This is a genomic window from Solibacillus sp. FSL R7-0682 (assembly GCF_038005985.1).
GTDB lineage: Bacteria > Bacillota > Bacilli > Bacillales_A > Planococcaceae > Solibacillus.
Window position 1 is genome coordinate 544,956 of the sequence record NZ_JBBOUI010000001.1, and the last position, 15,513, is coordinate 560,468.

Consider the following 15,513-nt stretch of genomic DNA (forward strand, 5'->3'; position numbering starts at 1 on the left):
TTCGTCACTTAAATTTTTTATTTTGAAGAGACCAAAATTTTAATTTGATCCTTATCGTTTACTAATGTTTCGAAGCCCTCTGTAACAACTTCATCAAGTGTGATACGTTTAGTTACAAGTTTGTCAGCAGGGAAGTAGCCTTGTGTCATTAAGTGCATAACAGCTGGGAAAATATCACGATATGCGATAATACCTTTTACGCTACGCTCTGATAAGACAATGTTGTTAGGCTGAATCGATGCTTCATTTTCCCAGATAGAAACAATGATTGTTTCGCCTTCAAACGAAGTTGAATCAATTGCTTGTTTTAATACAATAGGCACACCTGTTACTTCAAAGGCTACATCTGCGCCTCCATTTGTTAACTGTTGGATACGAGCGACAACATCTTCTTCAGCGGGATTGATTACTGCAGTGGCCCCGAGTTCTAACGCTTTTGCCCCACGCTCTTTAGATAGCTCTACAGCATAAATTTCAGAGGCACCCGCTACTTTTAACGCTTCGATAACTAATAAACCAATCGGACCAACCCCGAATACAACAGCTTTGTCACCAGCCTTTAATTTACTTAAGCGTACAGAGTGCAAGGCTACTGCTGCTGGCTCTACTAGAGCACCTTGCTCTAATGTTAGACCTTCTGGCATTTTATGTACCCAGCGCTCATCAACTACTGTAAATTCTGAGAAGCCACCACCACCTCCCGATAGTCCATGGAAGCCTAAATGCTTACAAATATTATATTTTCCTTTTTTGCATGCTCTACATTCACCACATGCAAGAATTGGTTCGACAACAACTTTATCTCCAATGTGCACGGATGTAACACCTTCACCAATTTCTACAACTGTACCTGAAAACTCGTGTCCCATTACGATAGGAGCAACATCTTTACTTACTGGGTGTGGTGCATGGACTGGAACAAATATTGGTCCAGCAATATATTCATGAAGGTCACTACCACAAATCCCTGTCCATGCGACCTCGATTTTTACGCGACCAGCTGTTACTTGTGGTTCTTTAATTTGTTCTACACGAATGTCTTTTGCCTTATACCAACGAGCTGCTTTCATTTGTATCACTCCAAATAAGTTAGTAACTACAGTGTAGTAGTTACTTTTATTCTATCTTATTTAAATGAATTATTTATTGAAGATAATGTAAAATAAACATTAACGATTTTATGAACTATTTCAATAAATATTGCATTTTTTAACAGTATACGCTTCCAACATATTTATATAATAATCATCGCGACAATTGTCGTAACAATTAATCCAATAACAACGGGGACAAGATTTCTACGAGCAAGTTCGAATGGACTAACATTACAAATAGCAGCTGCTGGAATGAGTGCCCATGGAATAAGTGTACCTCCACCAACCCAGATGGCAGCAATTTGACCAAGTGCAGTTAATGTTGCTGTGCCTTCTCCAATAGCTGAACCAAATAAATTACCGATTGAGCCGACTAATGAAATACCTGAAAAACCAGAGCCATCGAGCCCTGTAATAGCGCCAACACCTGTTAGTGTCAAAACGGCAATTTCTGTAGTTAATGGTACTAAGGCAGCGAGTGCAACGCCAAGGTCATTGACGATTCCGTGAGAAGTATCAGGTAGGTGGTTACCTATAATTGTGAGGAAGCCTGAATCGCCTAAATAGAAAAATGCTGCAATTGGTATTACGGGTCCGAACACTTTAAAACCAAACTGGAAGCCTTTAATAAAATAGTTAGTTGATTGTTCAAGGCCCTTCTTTTTATAGGCAACAATGCAAAGCAGAAGTAAAATAAATACCGATGTTCCACCTATTAAAGCTGTTGCGTCTCCACCTTGAAGGTCGAAGAGTGTCATTGCCACGACGTCTAATAAGAAGGCAACTGGAATTAACAGGGCAAAGATTTTTTTCTGTCCCGTTGACAATAAATTTTCTGTCTCTTCTTGATCAATGCCATTATCATACGTTCCGACCAACGCTAATTTACCTTGCTTCATATCTCGTTTTAAGAAGAAAAAGGCGACAATTGTTGTTACAACGCCCATTGTAATGACAAGCGGTATGCTAGCTGTTACTACATCACTTACCGGAATTCCTGCAGCATCTGCTGTCAGTTTCGGTGCCCCTTGAATAACAAAATCACTTGATAAAGCAATTCCATGACCAAATAAGTTCATTGCCATCGCCACCCCAAGCGCGGGTAGTCCAGCGCGTATTGCAACTGGTAATAAAACTGCTCCTAGTAGTGCAACAGCTGGTGATGGCCAGAAAAACCAAGAAATGACCATCATTAATAGCCCAATGGTCCAAAAACCGAGTGAAGGATTTTTAATAATTTTAGTAAAAGGTGCAATCATTACTTCATTAATACCCGTTTTAGTTAGTACACGGCTCATCGCAACGATAATGGAAATGATTAAAATGGTAGATAAAAGTTCGGTAATAGCATAAATAAAGCTATTAAAGACGCCACTAATCGAAGCAGTAAGGTTTCCTGTTGCAACAAAAGAAAGGACGAAAATCCCCAAAATACTAATTATTGTTGTATCGAGACGCCTTACCATAAAGATAATAATGAGTACGATAAATGCAACATATATCCAATGGAGCGCGGTTAATTCGATTCCCATACTCTACCTCTTTTCCTTTTTGTATACGATATGGAGAGAAAAGATAGATGGTGAACGCCTATTACAATAAATATTTTTCATGAATTCGAGTAATTGGCCTAGTTTGGTCATTATTGTATTAGAAAAATGTGTGTGCTATTAGAACAAAGGGGCATATTAGAAAAATTTATTGTACAAGATGGATAGTAAATTAAAAAGTAGGAGCGTGCTCATGGCTATTTGTCCAATATGTAATGCTTTAGAAGAAATAGAAAGAGAATGCCCAAAATGTAGAGTTCGATTAAAGGATGGGGGAAAGGTGTCCGACTATTTAGATGTTTATGGCCATTATAACGATGAGGAAACTGTCAAAATGGGCGATGGTTATCCGAATACAGCAAAAGATCAAATTTGTCCTCATTTGATGGTTTGTCATGAATGTGGATATGATCAAGTGGTGTTTATACAAGAACAATAGGTAATAAAAATGCGATTCCTTTATTAAAGAATCGCATTTTCTTATATATGACTAAGGATAGTATGTCCTATTTTATTAAGGGAATTTGAATAGGTTCAATGCTATAAGGCTTCATTATAGGTTCAAGAGCACCTCCACTAGGATTCGTTGTTTTATAAACGTTAATAATCGGAGTGATTTCGAGGTATTCAGCTTCCTCATCAATCTCACTTATCGTAATTCTAGGATTGCTTCTCGTATTTACATGGAAATCCGTACTATGTCCAATATCTCTATAATGAATAAACTTATGTTTGTTTCCAAGATTATCGGACACTAAATATTCAATAAGGGCAACTCTCAATTCTTTTTCTTCTTTTGATATGAGACGTTCATCAACTTTTTCTGAAAGGTAAATAGTTGTGGAAATTGGTGATTCAGTCATTTTTACACCATTTATTTCTACACCAGTATCGGTTGTTTTTACATTATTGGAATCCAATTTAGTTACCTTGCTTTCGAGTGCATTTAAAGAAAATGCAAAAGACCACTCGCCAGATACGTGATTAACACTGCTTAAATCGATAATATCTTTTCCTTGCCATGTAAATTGAATTGAATCTGGTTTAGAACCTAATACTTCATTTATAGATAAGACGGCATATTCATTGTTATTTATTTTTTCAACTATAAAGCTTTGGCTGTGACCATTTTTATAAGGGTCTCCATATTCATCAACAACCAAATCTCCCCGTAATACAGGTCTTAAACCTAAATCTTTTTCACTTTTTATCGTATAAGCAATTGTAATATATTCTTTATCATAAACCGCGTTAGTTACAGTAATACTAACCCCGTTACTTTCTTTTGTTACCCCAATATCAGTTGAAAACTCTTCAAAATTCTCAAATATATAGCGGTCATTATTCACGAATATTTCAAATATGTTTTTAATGGAAGTTAGTTTTTCTGCAAAGGTTGGAAAAGCAACATTTAATGTAATAATTGAAGTAACTAAAAAAGTAGCAGTCATCGCTAAAAAATGTCTCTTCTTTTTACGTTTCATTCGTTTTTGTGATTGAATTTTTTGGTGTACATTCTTTAAAATACGTCTTTGTTGAATCTGTGACATCGGTATTTCTTCCAATTCATTTACGTCTAATTTTACTTCATTTAATTCTTTAAAGATGGACATCATCATTACACCTCGCCTTTCAATAATATGCTTTTTAATTTTTTTCTTCCTCTCGAAAGCTTATTGTAGACCCAAGATTGCTTAACTTGAAATTCAGTTGCAATCTCTTCAGTTGGTACACCTTGTACATAATACTTTTCAAATATTGCACGTTCAGTATCGTTCAATTTACTCAGTAAACTAGATAAATCTAATTCATTTATATTTTCATTTTGTGAATTCAAACTACGCTCATCAAAAATAAAGTTACTACTAACGTGCTGCTTTGTTTTTTCAGATTTTCTTATATAGTCAATGGCGCGATACTTGGCAATTGCTGCAATCCATTGCTTAAACTCATTTTTTGATGAATCAAAGGAATCAATATGGAACCAAATCGAAACTAACACATCTGCAAAGCATTCCTCTATATCCTGTTCTTTCCCATTCAAATACCTACGAATAATTCCATTTAGTAGCCCACCATAAGTTTTTACAAGATAGCTAATGGTTTTTTCGTTTCTGAGTTTTATTTGTTGTACAACATTTTCATCAGATATTTTCAATTCAATCCCTCCTTCATTTACGATTCGGTACCTGTCTATTAATACGCTTTCTATGTAAAAAACCTATCAACTATTTAAAAAACATTTAAGATGACTCGTATTTTTTAAGCAAAAAACGAATTCCCGCAAGAAGGAATTCGTTTTCTTCACTATTCAACTATTGGCAAGTATATTTGTACTTCTTCAACACCATCGCTAATAGGATGATACGTTTCGATAATATAAGAATCTAGGTCTCTTTGATAGCCTTGTTCATTTCCCCAACTTAATAAATCCAAATGTAGTTCTTCCAAATTAGATATATTTCCCCTAATAGTTATATAGCTATTGTTTACCTCTAAATAATCCATGCCTGTTGGTGCATTCATTAATTTTCCAGTAACAATTAATCCTACATAATAATGACCTCTGCTATGATGCTCATCCTTTTTAGGTTCAAAGATTGCAATTTCCGTCTCTGTTTTATTATGAATTTCTTTTGAGCGGCTTAATAGTTGTTTCGCAAGCAGGGGGACTTCATGTTCAAAGTTAACATACTCTCCATTTCCTTTTAATCCAACCACCTTAAATTTCTTATTTACCTTCATAAACGACATGTTAGTTACTCCTTTTTTTAGAGTTCCAAATATTTTTATTTTAATTATTCAGTAAAAGAATGTAATTTCCTGCTTGGAAGTGAAAAGTGAGTTTTTTATGGATGAGGAAAAAAACGATTGTTTTCCAAAGCACTTGATGTTTTAAGAAATTATTCGCTTCATATACTTTTATATTGATGAAATATTAAGGGAGGAACTATATGGACGTTTTCGTTAGAGTAGGGGATTCTATTTGGTATTACAGCCAAGTTTTTAATCTTCCTCTTCAATTAATTATTGATTCCAATCCAAATATAAACGCACAAGCACTTACGCTTAATCAAATAATCAAAATTCCTGGGTACGTAACAAGCCAATATACAATTCAATCTGGAGATTCTATTTGGGCGATTGCACAAAGAAATAATATGATCCCAGATGCAATTTTTCTACTGAATCCAACTTTAAATCCAAACAGGCTACAAATTGGGCAAGTAATCTTGCTACCTATCCGTGTAACTTGGAGAATAGTTAACGGAAAACAAGATTACGATTATAGCACAATGATTAGGGACATTAACAACTTGGGAATGATTTATCCGTTTATGTTGAAGGAGTCGATCGGAAATTCTGTATTGGGTAATGAAATTCCAGGACTTTTTATTGGTAACGGACAAAAGCATGTACATTTTAATGCTTCATTTCATGCGAATGAGTGGATTACAACACCAGTTGTGATGACATTTTTAAATGATTATTTATTATCGCTTACGAATAATGGCTCGATAAGAGGAATTTATACATTGCCATTATATCTGCAAACGTATTTAAGCGTCGTCCCCATGGTTAATCCAGATGGGGTAGATTTAGTACTAAATGGTCCTCCAGCAGATGAAACGGTGCGTGCAAATTTAATTGAGTGGAATAATGGCAGCAACGATTTTTCAGGTTGGAAAGCAAATATTAATGGCGTAGACTTAAATGACCAGTTTCCAGCAGGGTGGGAAATAGAAAGAGAACGCAATCCAAAATCTCCAGGGCCACGTGATTATGGGGGAGAAAGTCCATTATCGCAACCGGAATCTATAGCAATGGCCGACCTCACAAGAGAAGGGGACTTTGCTCGAGTATTAGCATTCCATACACAAGGTGAAGTCATTTATTGGGGGTTTCAAGGATTAGAACCACCAGAATCAGAGCCGTTAGTAAACGAGTTTGCACGGGTGAGCGGATATGAGCCTATTCAAACAATAGATAGTTATGCAGGATATAAGGATTGGTTTATTCAAGATTGGCGAAGACCTGGTTTTACTGTAGAGCTAGGGCTCGGAACCAACCCCTTGCCAATTTCTCAATTTGATGAAATATACGAAGAAGCGCTCGGAATTTTTTTAGTTGCACTATATTGGAGTTAATTGACCTGGCAGTTTTTCACATCAATAAAAAATAACCCCGATCATTGTACAAAATTAGGTTTTTCACCTAACTTTCACTTTACGGGGTTATTACGATTTAGTTTGGATCTCTTAAAGTATCTTGTACTTCTTCTAATTGATCTTTTAGTTCAGATAGTTTTGTTTTATTTTGCTCCACAATATCTAAGTGCTCCTGACGCTCTTCTGCATTGAGAAGTGCATTTTCGGTATGCTCAATAGAATTAAATGCATGCTCGACTGCGATTTCTTCTGGATGAGACATAACTTGTTTTACAGCTCGCTCTGACCTTCCAACAGAATTGGATAATAATGTGCTAGGATGATTCTGTTTCCAACTTGGTGTACCTGACCTCTTTTTAGCCAATATTCATTTCCCTTCTTTCGTAGCAGACTTGATATTCAATGTTAGTATTGTTAGATGTAAAAAAATCTATGCATTTCATTGAGCATTCGAGCCGCTACAAGAAGGAAGTTTTGTTGTTTTAGATATATTATCGAAACCAATCCGTTAGAATAACCATTGTAAGAAAGCCAAAAATGAAGGCTAAAGTCGCTACTCTTTCATTGCCATCTCCATGACTCTCTGGAATTAATTCTTTATAAACAACAAAGAGCATTGAACCAGCAGCAAAAGCAAGTCCATAAGGGATAATATAATTAAACGATTCTCCAAATAACATTCCGATTAGTCCAGCACACAATTCTATAATTCCAGTAAAGGTAGCCCAGAAAATGGCTTTACCACGACTTACATTTTGTGTTACTAAAAATAAGGCTACCAAAAATCCATCAGGTACATTTTGAAGTCCGATAGCAAAGGAAACAAGCGCTCCTAACTCCTGTTCATTGCTCGCATTACTAATTCCGACAGACAAGCCTTCAGGTAAGTTATGTAAAGACATGGCTAACAAAAACAAAATGATTACATTAGAATTAGTCGCTGGTTTACGTGAGTGATCTAAATCAACATGTGGAATGAGACTTTCTAATATCGTAAGGACAAATGTACCAAACAGTATCCCAATAACTAACACAGTCATATTAGATAGCTTTAGAGCAGATGGAATTAAACCATATGCTGAAGCTGCAACCATAATGCCTGCTGTATAAGCAAGCAATGTATCCTTTCTTTTATGAGAAACATTTTTAATTAACAAAACAGGTATTGCTCCTAAGCCTGTACAAAGAGAAGAAAGGATAATAGGTAAATACTGCATTTGAGTCCTCCAGAATAGTGTTAATACATGTTATGTGAAAATTCTAGTAACATGCACCGTTATAAACTAGAAGAGGGGAATGGAGCGGTAATTGCGAAAACCAATCCGTTTCAAACGAAAGAGAAGACAACAATCAAATGGAATGTTGCCTTCTTTCTAACTATTATTTACCTTATTTTAATAGAAGTTGTGCGACACACTCAACATGGGATGTTTGTGGGAACATATCAACAGGTTGAATATACGTAACCTTGTATGCTTTTGATAGCTCTTGTAAATCGCGTGCTAAAGTGGACGGGTTACAAGAAGTATAAACTAGGCGCTTTGGCTTGATTTTAAGAACCGTCTTAATGAAGCCAGGCTCTAAACCAGTACGTGGTGGATCTACAGAAATAACGTCAGGTCGATAGCCTTCCTTTGCCCAACGGAATAGCCATTTATCAGCCGAACCAGGGAAGAAGCGAACATGCTGTAAGCCTTCATTTGTACGAGCATTATATTTTGCATCGGCAATTGCCTCATCTACATTGTCCATCCCGCGCACTTCACGAGCTCCTTCTGCTAGCCACATACCAATTGTTCCAACTCCACAATAAGCATCGACAACATTTTCCTTGCCAGTAAGCGCGGCAGCCTTTTTAATTTCATCATATAAATGAACGGTTTGCTCCGGGTTTAATTGGAAGAATGCACGAGTTGATAAATCAAAAGCAAACTCACCTAATTGTTCATGAATCGCTTCTTTACCATCTAATATGATAGTTTCTTCACCGAAAATTAGGGATGTTTTTTCGCGATTAATATTTTGTGTAATCGATACGATAGACGGGTCGATTTTTTTTATACGTTCGATCAATTCTTCTTTATGAGGTAACTCATGGCGTGTTGTGACAAGGCACACTTGCGTTTCACCTGAACGCATTCCCGTACGTACAACAATTGTACGTACTAAACCATTTAAGTTTTTGCCATCATAAATAGTGATATTTAATTTTTGTAATGCTTTTCGTGTAGCAACTGTAATTTTCGATGTTACAGGATGCTGCACTAAACATTCATTAATATTTAATAGCTTGTTGGTACCCTCTGCAAATAGGCCGGCATAAACACGCTTGCCATCTTTACGTACTTGGAACTGTGATTTGTTGCGATAATGCCAAGGGTTATCCATACCGAGCATCGGGCGAATCTCAGTTGTTGCGGCAATATCTTTTGCATATTTTTCTAATGCTTGTACTACAATATCTCGCTTATGCAGAAGCTGTGCTTCATAACTCATGTGCTGTAATTGGCAGCCACCACATTCATCATATACTGGGCAAGGTGCTACTTGGCGGTATTCGCTTTCTTTTCTTATATTTAAAATTTCTGCTTCGGCAAATTTACGGTCAACCTTAGTTAATTTTACTGTTACTTCTTCTCCAGGAATGGCGCCTTTTACGAATACGACATTGCGTTTATAAAAGCCAACACCCTCACCGTTAATTCCAAGCCGTTTTATCGTTAGTGGGAACTTTTGCCCAACTTCCATTTTTACTACTTCGCTCAAATTTACACGTCCTTTAAATACATCAACTCGCACTAATAATAGCTAGTGCGAGTTGAACAATTTTTCTTCATCCCTTAATTATAACGGACAATAGAAGGAAATGAAAGAATACGGATTTTGGAGTTAGTAATTAACGAAAGGGTACGCCTTCATATTCTAAAACTAAATCATCAATTGAGCCGAAAGTATAGCCTTGTTTTTTAGCTTCTTGAATAAATTTAGGTAATGCCTCTGCATTATCCTGAGCGACAGTATGCATTAAGATTATTGCTCCTGGATGTAGTTGATTCATTAGAGCATTGTATGCATACTCATAACCTCTTCGCTCATCCTTTAACCAATCTTTGAAAGCTATTGACCAAAAAAGGTGGCGATAGCCATTGTCGTTTCCGACCTTTAAAACTTGTTCATTGAAGGTTCCTTCTGGGGGCCGAGCGTAGTAAGTACGTTCTACACCGGTTAGTTCTTTAAGCTTCGAATCGAACTGCTGCCATTCTTTAACCATTTCCTGTTCGGATAGTTTGGCCATATTAGGGTGACCGTACGAGTGATTGCCAATAATATGCCCATCTTTAATCATCGTCTTAACTAAATCCGTTGCACTAGTTAAATAATGCCCTGTTAAGAAAAAAGTTGCTGGCGCTTTTTCCTCCCGTAATGTATTTAAAATACTCTCGGTAAAGCCATTTTCATATCCATTGTCGAAGGTTAAATAGACGATTTTTTGATCTGCATTTCCTTTATAAATGGCACCGTACTTGTCCAGTAAGCTTTCTAAAGGTTCTCCAATTTCGACAGGTTCTCCACCACGACTTGGTTTAAAGCCCCAATGAAATTCTTCTGCACGGGCAACAGTCATAAACGAAACAAAAGTTGCCATTATAATAATGAAAATTCCAAATACATGCTGTTTGTACATAAAAAAAGCAACCTCCTTTTTCGTTAGGTTGCGTTAGTTAAAGTTTTTTATTCGCTTTTCCGATATAAGTGCTCAACGGCATCTTGCACGGAAACAAATTGAAATTCAAAATGAGCATTTAATAATTTTTCGGGGACTACATGCTGACCTTCTAAAACGAGCACACTTTTTTCACCGAGAGCAAGTTTTAAAGCAATGCTCGGAACAGGCAACCAATGTGGCCGATTTAAAGCAGCGCCAATTGCTTTACCAAAATCCTTCATTCGTTTCACATTAGGTGTCGTGATGTTAATAGGCCCTGATAAATCAGAATGCTCGATCAAAAAAAGTAATGCGCGGACAACATCATCAATATGAACCCAACTCAGCCATTGACGACCAGAACCAACAGTTCCTCCAACCCCTAGCTGATAAGGGAGTGCCATAAGCGGTAATGCACCTTCATCTTTTGCTAATATAACACCAAAGCGAGCAATACATGTGCGAATACCAAGTTGTTCAGCTTGTGACGCGAGTTCTTCCCAATGCTTTACAACAGTGCCTAAAAAATCATCTGCTATTTCAGATGACTGTTCCGTATAAATAGTAGTCTCAGAAATCGGATAAATACCCACTGCACTAGCATTAATTAATACATGAGGCTTTTTCGGTAATACAGATAAAATGCGCAAAACTTCTGCAGTTGATTCCATTCGACTTGAGTAAATATTGTTTTTTTGATTTTTAGTCCAACGTCCATCATTTAGGGAAACGCCGGCTAAGTTAACAAAAGCATCAATATTTTCTAAGTGAAGCTCTGGCTTCGCGTCTTTTGTTAGCCACTGAACATAGTGAATATTGTTTTCCTGACGACTAGCGCCACGAGTTAATACAATGACTTCATGATTATTTGCTAATAAAAGCTTGCTAAATTTATGTCCAACCATACCAGTTCCACCAGCAATGGCAATTTTCATAAAAACACCCCATTTCTGCCTTTAATACTAGTATACCGTTCAATGAAAGTCGAAGTAAAAAGATGTATACTAAAAAGTACATAATTAAAAGTGAGGTGTACTTATGCAAGTTGTTACAAAAATTACACGTCAAAAAAATAACGCGGAACGCTACAATATTTTCCTAAATGAAAAGTACGCCTTTGCGGTAGATGAAAGTACGCTCATTAAATTTGGTTTACAAAAAGGCAAAGTACTTGAGCAGTTTGAAATAGATGAAATACAATATGAAGATGAAATTGCAAAAGCATTTAATAAAGGATTGAATTTTTTAAGTTTCCAAATGCGTAGTGAGCATGAAGTGAGAAGAAAATTACTACAGGCAGGGCATGGGGAAGCAGTTGTGCAAGAGGCGATTCATAAGTTAACAAAGCTAAGCTTTTTAAATGATGAAAGCTTTTCAAAAGCATTGCTCGAAACGAGAAAGCGTACTGTTAAAAAAGGTCCAGCTGCAATCCGTCAAGATTTAATACAAAAAGGTATTGATAAAGGAATACAGAATCAGGTACTCTCAACGTTTAGCCATGAAGAACAGTTGAAACTTGCGTTAGAATTAGCAGAAAAAGCAATACGCTCTAACCAAAATAAAACGCCTGTACAAGTAAAGCAAAAAATCCAAGAGATACTACTACGTAAAGGATATACTTATACAGTAGTTACAGAAATATTAGAGCAGATCGAGCTCAAGCGTGAGGAAGATGAATGGACAGCTTTAATCGACCAGCAAGGTGAAAAAATTTGGCGGAAATATTCCTCGAAATTTACCGGCTTTGAACTTCATCAAAAAGTAAAGCAAGCACTTTATCAAAAGGGCTTTCCGATAGAAATAATTAATGAATTTATTGAGCAAAAGGAGCAAGAACAATATGAATGAAATGACTTATAACCAAATGACAGAGCAGGAGCTACGTCAAGAAATCGCCAACTTACGTGAAAAAGCAAGAAAAGCAGAGCAGCTAGGCATCGTTAATGAATACGCTGTGTATGAACGTAAAGCATTAATGGCAGAAGCTTATTTAGTAGATTTAGATACAATTATTCCAGGTGAAATGTATCGTATTACAGGTTCGCCAGGTGAGTTTTTTCAGGTAGATTATTTGAAGGGACGCTTTGCTTGGGGACATCGTTTAGGCAGTGAACGTTTTGAAGAAGCATTACCAGTATCAATTTTACGTCCAATGAAGGAAGGGAAGTAAAGTGGAGCAAATGTATGAAAAGCTCACGCAGCAGCTATTAGAAAAAAATCCTGAAATGTCAGCAAACCGTGCACGTGTATGGGTTGAATTGCTTTGCAGTGATTTTGAGGCAACTTCAGCAAAGGCCGGCGCTGATTACCGTGGTTCAGAGTACACAGGAAAGTTAGTTGGCCAACTAATTGAGAGTTATGGCAACCAGCTACATTTATTTGCAGCTAAAAACCCGAAATATGCACATTTATTAAATGATAGTGAAGATACTATGAATTAAGGAAAAAGAGCTGTTCCATAGGCTGAAACCTATAGAACAGCTCCTTATGTTTATTCATTGCCAGCTCCAATTTGTAGCTTTTTTTGTAGCTTTTCTTCAGTAAATATCCAGCCTGTATACGAATTAACGATTTCTAATTCATCGTTTAAATGCGCGACCGCAACGAATGGATAGCGATCATTACTTCGATAGCGCAAATCGATTAAGCGTAGCTCTGTTAAGCCATTTTCAAGTTCAGAAATTTCCCAACGATGAAGTGGGGAAAATGATAAAAATGCATCAAGATTTGGGTCCTTCATTGCCTTCTCAACAAATTCTGTTTTTGGGATTGGCTCTATTTCAAATTTGTCATATATGTTGACCGTTCTTCTATAGGCACGGCCAACATAAAAGTGAGTTTTTGACTTAGCGGCAATTTTCCAGTGAAAGAAACGCATCGTTGGTGCGACAATGACAAATTCTTCATCTTGTAATTCATTATGGACAGCTGATTTGATCGCCTTTTGTAACGCAAATCGTAAAAGATAATAAAAGAAAATAACAATATACATGATGCTAAAGATAAGCACTGGATTAGCGCCGAATGCCCAAAATAAAATCCCTATGCAGTGCATACCAAAAATAAGCGGATCAAAGGTATTGATGACACCAAGTGCAACCCATTTTTTCGAGAAAGGGCGCAATGCTTGTGTTCCGTATGCGTTAAAAATGTCGACAAAGACATGTATAAATACTGCAAGCTGAGTCCACAGCCAAACGTGGAATAAGTTTGCATTAGGTAAGATGAATGATAAAAAACCAACTATTAATAATGGCCACAAAATGACGGCGGGAATAGAATGAGTAATCCCACGATGGTGGCGAATATATATAGCATTATTACGAAGTTTTAAAATAGTATCGACATCGGGTGCTTGTGATCCAATGATTGTACCTGCTATGACAGCAGTAAAGGTGACTGGATGACTTGCTACGACAGGATCAGCAAGAGCTAATCCTCCTAAAGCAATTCCCATAACGAAATGTGTGCCTGAGTCCATCTAAAATCATCCCCTCGTTAGTGGAACCGTTAAACAACGGAAATATTTAACAATGATTGTTACCATTATAATATACCCTTTTTTAAGGAAATAAAATCGACTATTTGGAGGACATTGTGAATTATCAATTTACGAAACAATTTCGCCAATCTTTAGTGAATTGGTTTATAGAGGAGCAAAGAGATCTCCCGTGGCGTCATACTAAAGAGCCCTATAAAATTTGGGTATCTGAAGTAATGCTGCAACAAACAAGAGTTGATACGGTTATTCCGTATTATAATCGCTTTATTGAAAAATATCCGACTTCCGAAAGCTTAGCATATGCAAATGAAGAAGAATTATTAAAAATGTGGGAAGGTCTTGGCTATTATTCACGAGCACGTAATTTACAAGCAGGTGTGCGCGAAGTCGTTGAAGTGTATGGAGGAAAAGTACCAGACAATCGTGTCGATATTTCCAAGCTTAAAGGTGTTGGTCCATATACAGCAGGTGCAATTTTAAGCATCGCATATGGGAAACCTGAGCATGCTGTGGATGGTAATGTAATGCGTGTACTTAGTCGTGTATTAAATATTGATGCGGATATTGCTTTACCAAAAACAAAGAAAATTTTTGAGCATGCTGTTACAGAACTAATAGATCCAAATAATACATCTGCCTTTAATCAGGGTTTAATGGAGCTTGGTGCCTTGATTTGTACGCCAACCTCGCCAAAATGTTTACTTTGCCCTGTCCGTGATTATTGTACAGCCTTCCATGAGGGTGATCCAGCGAGCTTACCAGTGAAATCCAAAAAAGTGAAAACAAAAAAAATAGACCTAGATGTGTTTGTTGTCCGAGACAAGGAAGGCCGATACTTAATGGAAAAAAGACCATCAGAAGGATTGCTAGCAAATATGTGGCAATTTGTAATGGTTGAACGAAAAGAAGATGAAAATAGCCTTGACCAAGTAGAGCAACAATACGGTATGAAGTTAAATCAAGCATTAGCGGTTCCGATTATTAATTTTAAGCATATTTTCACCCATTTAACGTGGCAGATTGAAAGTCATTTAGTCGATGTAGAGACTATGCCAGAAACATTATGCAATGACGTAGCCTTTTACACAAAAGAACAAATTGCTGAAATACCGATGCCCGTTCCGATGTTGAAAATTTGGAGAAAATTAGTATAATTGAAAGAGACTTTAGAAATTATTGATTCATTTTCAATGCATACTTCATCGATAACCGACCACAATAATGAACGTGGAGGTGATATTGATGAAACGTCAAAACAACAATCAAAAACAAAATAATCAAAATAACCAAAATAACCAATTCCAAAACAACCAGAAGCAAAACAACCTTGAAGAGTTCGGACAAGAACAAAACTTCAATCAAGTAGAACAACAAAAACAAAAACAAAAACGTGAGCAAGAGCAAAACAATATGCAATTTGCAAAACGTAACAACAAATTTTAATCAAAAATAGTTAAAAGTACATTCACTGAATGTGCTTTTTTCTTGTCAT

General features: G+C 36.6%; 19 protein-coding genes. 8 read left to right on the forward strand and 11 right to left on the reverse strand.

What is annotated here, in order from left to right; all coding sequences use genetic code 11:
• Positions 1 to 17 precede the first annotated feature (17 nt).
• Positions 18 to 1,070 (reverse strand): 2,3-butanediol dehydrogenase, encoded by a 1,053-nt coding sequence (locus tag MKZ17_RS02750; protein ID WP_340722285.1) that lies wholly within the window; start codon positions 1,068 to 1,070, stop codon positions 18 to 20.
• 164 nt (positions 1,071 to 1,234) lie between these two features.
• Positions 1,235 to 2,626, reverse strand: coding sequence for a hypothetical protein (locus MKZ17_RS02755; protein WP_340722286.1), 1,392 nt, complete (start codon positions 2,624 to 2,626; stop codon positions 1,235 to 1,237).
• Positions 2,627 to 2,924: 298 nt separating this feature from the next.
• On the opposite strand from MKZ17_RS02755, the gene MKZ17_RS02760 reads away from it, so the two are divergent.
• The gene (locus MKZ17_RS02760) at positions 2,925 to 3,083 is read left to right on the forward strand and encodes a hypothetical protein (protein WP_340722287.1); all 159 of its coding nucleotides are present in this window, start codon (positions 2,925 to 2,927) and stop codon (positions 3,081 to 3,083) included.
• 67 nt (positions 3,084 to 3,150) lie between these two features.
• On the opposite strand, the gene MKZ17_RS02765 is transcribed toward MKZ17_RS02760, so the two are convergent.
• From MKZ17_RS02765 to MKZ17_RS02775, 3 genes are all read right to left on the reverse strand, one after another.
• Complete coding sequence (locus MKZ17_RS02765; protein WP_340722288.1) at positions 3,151 to 4,257, reverse strand: DUF4179 domain-containing protein; 1,107 nt, start codon at positions 4,255 to 4,257, stop codon at positions 3,151 to 3,153.
• Positions 4,258 to 4,262: 5 nt separating this feature from the next.
• A complete protein-coding gene (locus tag MKZ17_RS02770; protein ID WP_340722289.1) occupies positions 4,263 to 4,802 on the reverse strand; it encodes a sigma-70 family RNA polymerase sigma factor in 540 nt (179 codons plus the stop codon).
• A 149-nt stretch (positions 4,803 to 4,951) separates the two neighbouring features.
• Positions 4,952 to 5,398: an AraC family transcriptional regulator gene (locus MKZ17_RS02775; protein WP_340722290.1), complete on the reverse strand. Its 447-nt coding sequence runs from the start codon at positions 5,396 to 5,398 to the stop codon at positions 4,952 to 4,954.
• 200 nt (positions 5,399 to 5,598) lie between these two features.
• Between MKZ17_RS02775 and MKZ17_RS02780 the strand changes: the two genes are divergently transcribed.
• A complete protein-coding gene (locus MKZ17_RS02780) occupies positions 5,599 to 6,792 on the forward strand; it encodes a M14 family metallopeptidase (RefSeq protein ID WP_340722291.1) in 1,194 nt (397 codons plus the stop codon).
• Between the two features lie 97 nt (positions 6,793 to 6,889).
• Here MKZ17_RS02780 and MKZ17_RS02785 read toward each other — a convergent pair whose 3' ends face one another.
• The 5 genes from MKZ17_RS02785 to MKZ17_RS02805 form a co-directional block, all read right to left on the reverse strand.
• Entirely contained in the window at positions 6,890 to 7,177 is a 288-nt protein-coding gene (locus tag MKZ17_RS02785) for a hypothetical protein (protein WP_340722292.1), read from the reverse strand.
• A gap of 127 nt (positions 7,178 to 7,304) precedes the next feature.
• Positions 7,305 to 8,030, reverse strand: coding sequence for a ZIP family metal transporter (locus MKZ17_RS02790; protein WP_340722293.1), 726 nt, complete (start codon positions 8,028 to 8,030; stop codon positions 7,305 to 7,307).
• A gap of 172 nt (positions 8,031 to 8,202) precedes the next feature.
• Entirely contained in the window at positions 8,203 to 9,561 is a 1,359-nt protein-coding gene (rlmD, locus tag MKZ17_RS02795; protein ID WP_445326934.1) for a 23S rRNA (uracil(1939)-C(5))-methyltransferase RlmD, read from the reverse strand.
• 148 nt (positions 9,562 to 9,709) lie between these two features.
• Positions 9,710 to 10,498: a polysaccharide deacetylase family protein gene (locus tag MKZ17_RS02800; RefSeq protein WP_340722295.1), complete on the reverse strand. Its 789-nt coding sequence runs from the start codon at positions 10,496 to 10,498 to the stop codon at positions 9,710 to 9,712.
• Between the two features lie 47 nt (positions 10,499 to 10,545).
• Positions 10,546 to 11,454: a TIGR01777 family oxidoreductase gene (locus tag MKZ17_RS02805; protein ID WP_340722296.1), complete on the reverse strand. Its 909-nt coding sequence runs from the start codon at positions 11,452 to 11,454 to the stop codon at positions 10,546 to 10,548.
• 103 nt (positions 11,455 to 11,557) lie between these two features.
• Here MKZ17_RS02805 and recX point away from each other — a divergent pair, with 103 nt between their 5' ends.
• The 3 genes from recX to MKZ17_RS02820 are packed head-to-tail and all read left to right on the forward strand — an operon-like array spanning position 11,558 to position 12,960.
• Entirely contained in the window at positions 11,558 to 12,367 is an 810-nt protein-coding gene (recX, locus tag MKZ17_RS02810) for a recombination regulator RecX (protein WP_340722297.1), read from the forward strand.
• A complete protein-coding gene (locus MKZ17_RS02815; RefSeq protein WP_340722298.1) occupies positions 12,360 to 12,689 on the forward strand; it encodes a YfhH family protein in 330 nt (109 codons plus the stop codon). The genes recX and MKZ17_RS02815 overlap by 8 nt, the downstream gene beginning before the upstream one ends.
• A gap of 10 nt (positions 12,690 to 12,699) precedes the next feature.
• The gene (locus MKZ17_RS02820; protein ID WP_445326935.1) at positions 12,700 to 12,960 is read left to right on the forward strand and encodes a YfhJ family protein; all 261 of its coding nucleotides are present in this window, start codon (positions 12,700 to 12,702) and stop codon (positions 12,958 to 12,960) included.
• Between the two features lie 50 nt (positions 12,961 to 13,010).
• On the opposite strand, the gene MKZ17_RS02825 is transcribed toward MKZ17_RS02820, so the two are convergent.
• Positions 13,011 to 14,000, reverse strand: coding sequence for a metal-dependent hydrolase (locus tag MKZ17_RS02825; protein WP_340722300.1), 990 nt, complete (start codon positions 13,998 to 14,000; stop codon positions 13,011 to 13,013).
• 116 nt (positions 14,001 to 14,116) lie between these two features.
• Here MKZ17_RS02825 and mutY point away from each other — a divergent pair, with 116 nt between their 5' ends.
• From mutY to MKZ17_RS02840, 3 genes are read left to right on the forward strand one after another with little or no spacing between them, the layout of a single operon-like run.
• On the forward strand, positions 14,117 to 15,175 hold the full coding sequence (mutY, locus tag MKZ17_RS02830; RefSeq protein WP_340722301.1) for an A/G-specific adenine glycosylase: 1,059 nt from the start codon (positions 14,117 to 14,119) through the stop codon (positions 15,173 to 15,175).
• Complete coding sequence (locus MKZ17_RS02835; RefSeq protein WP_340722302.1) at positions 15,176 to 15,298, forward strand: hypothetical protein; 123 nt, start codon at positions 15,176 to 15,178, stop codon at positions 15,296 to 15,298.
• Complete coding sequence (locus MKZ17_RS02840; RefSeq protein ID WP_340722303.1) at positions 15,264 to 15,464, forward strand: hypothetical protein; 201 nt, start codon at positions 15,264 to 15,266, stop codon at positions 15,462 to 15,464. Before MKZ17_RS02835 ends, MKZ17_RS02840 begins: the two co-directional genes overlap by 35 nt.
• Positions 15,465 to 15,513: the final 49 nt, after the last annotated feature.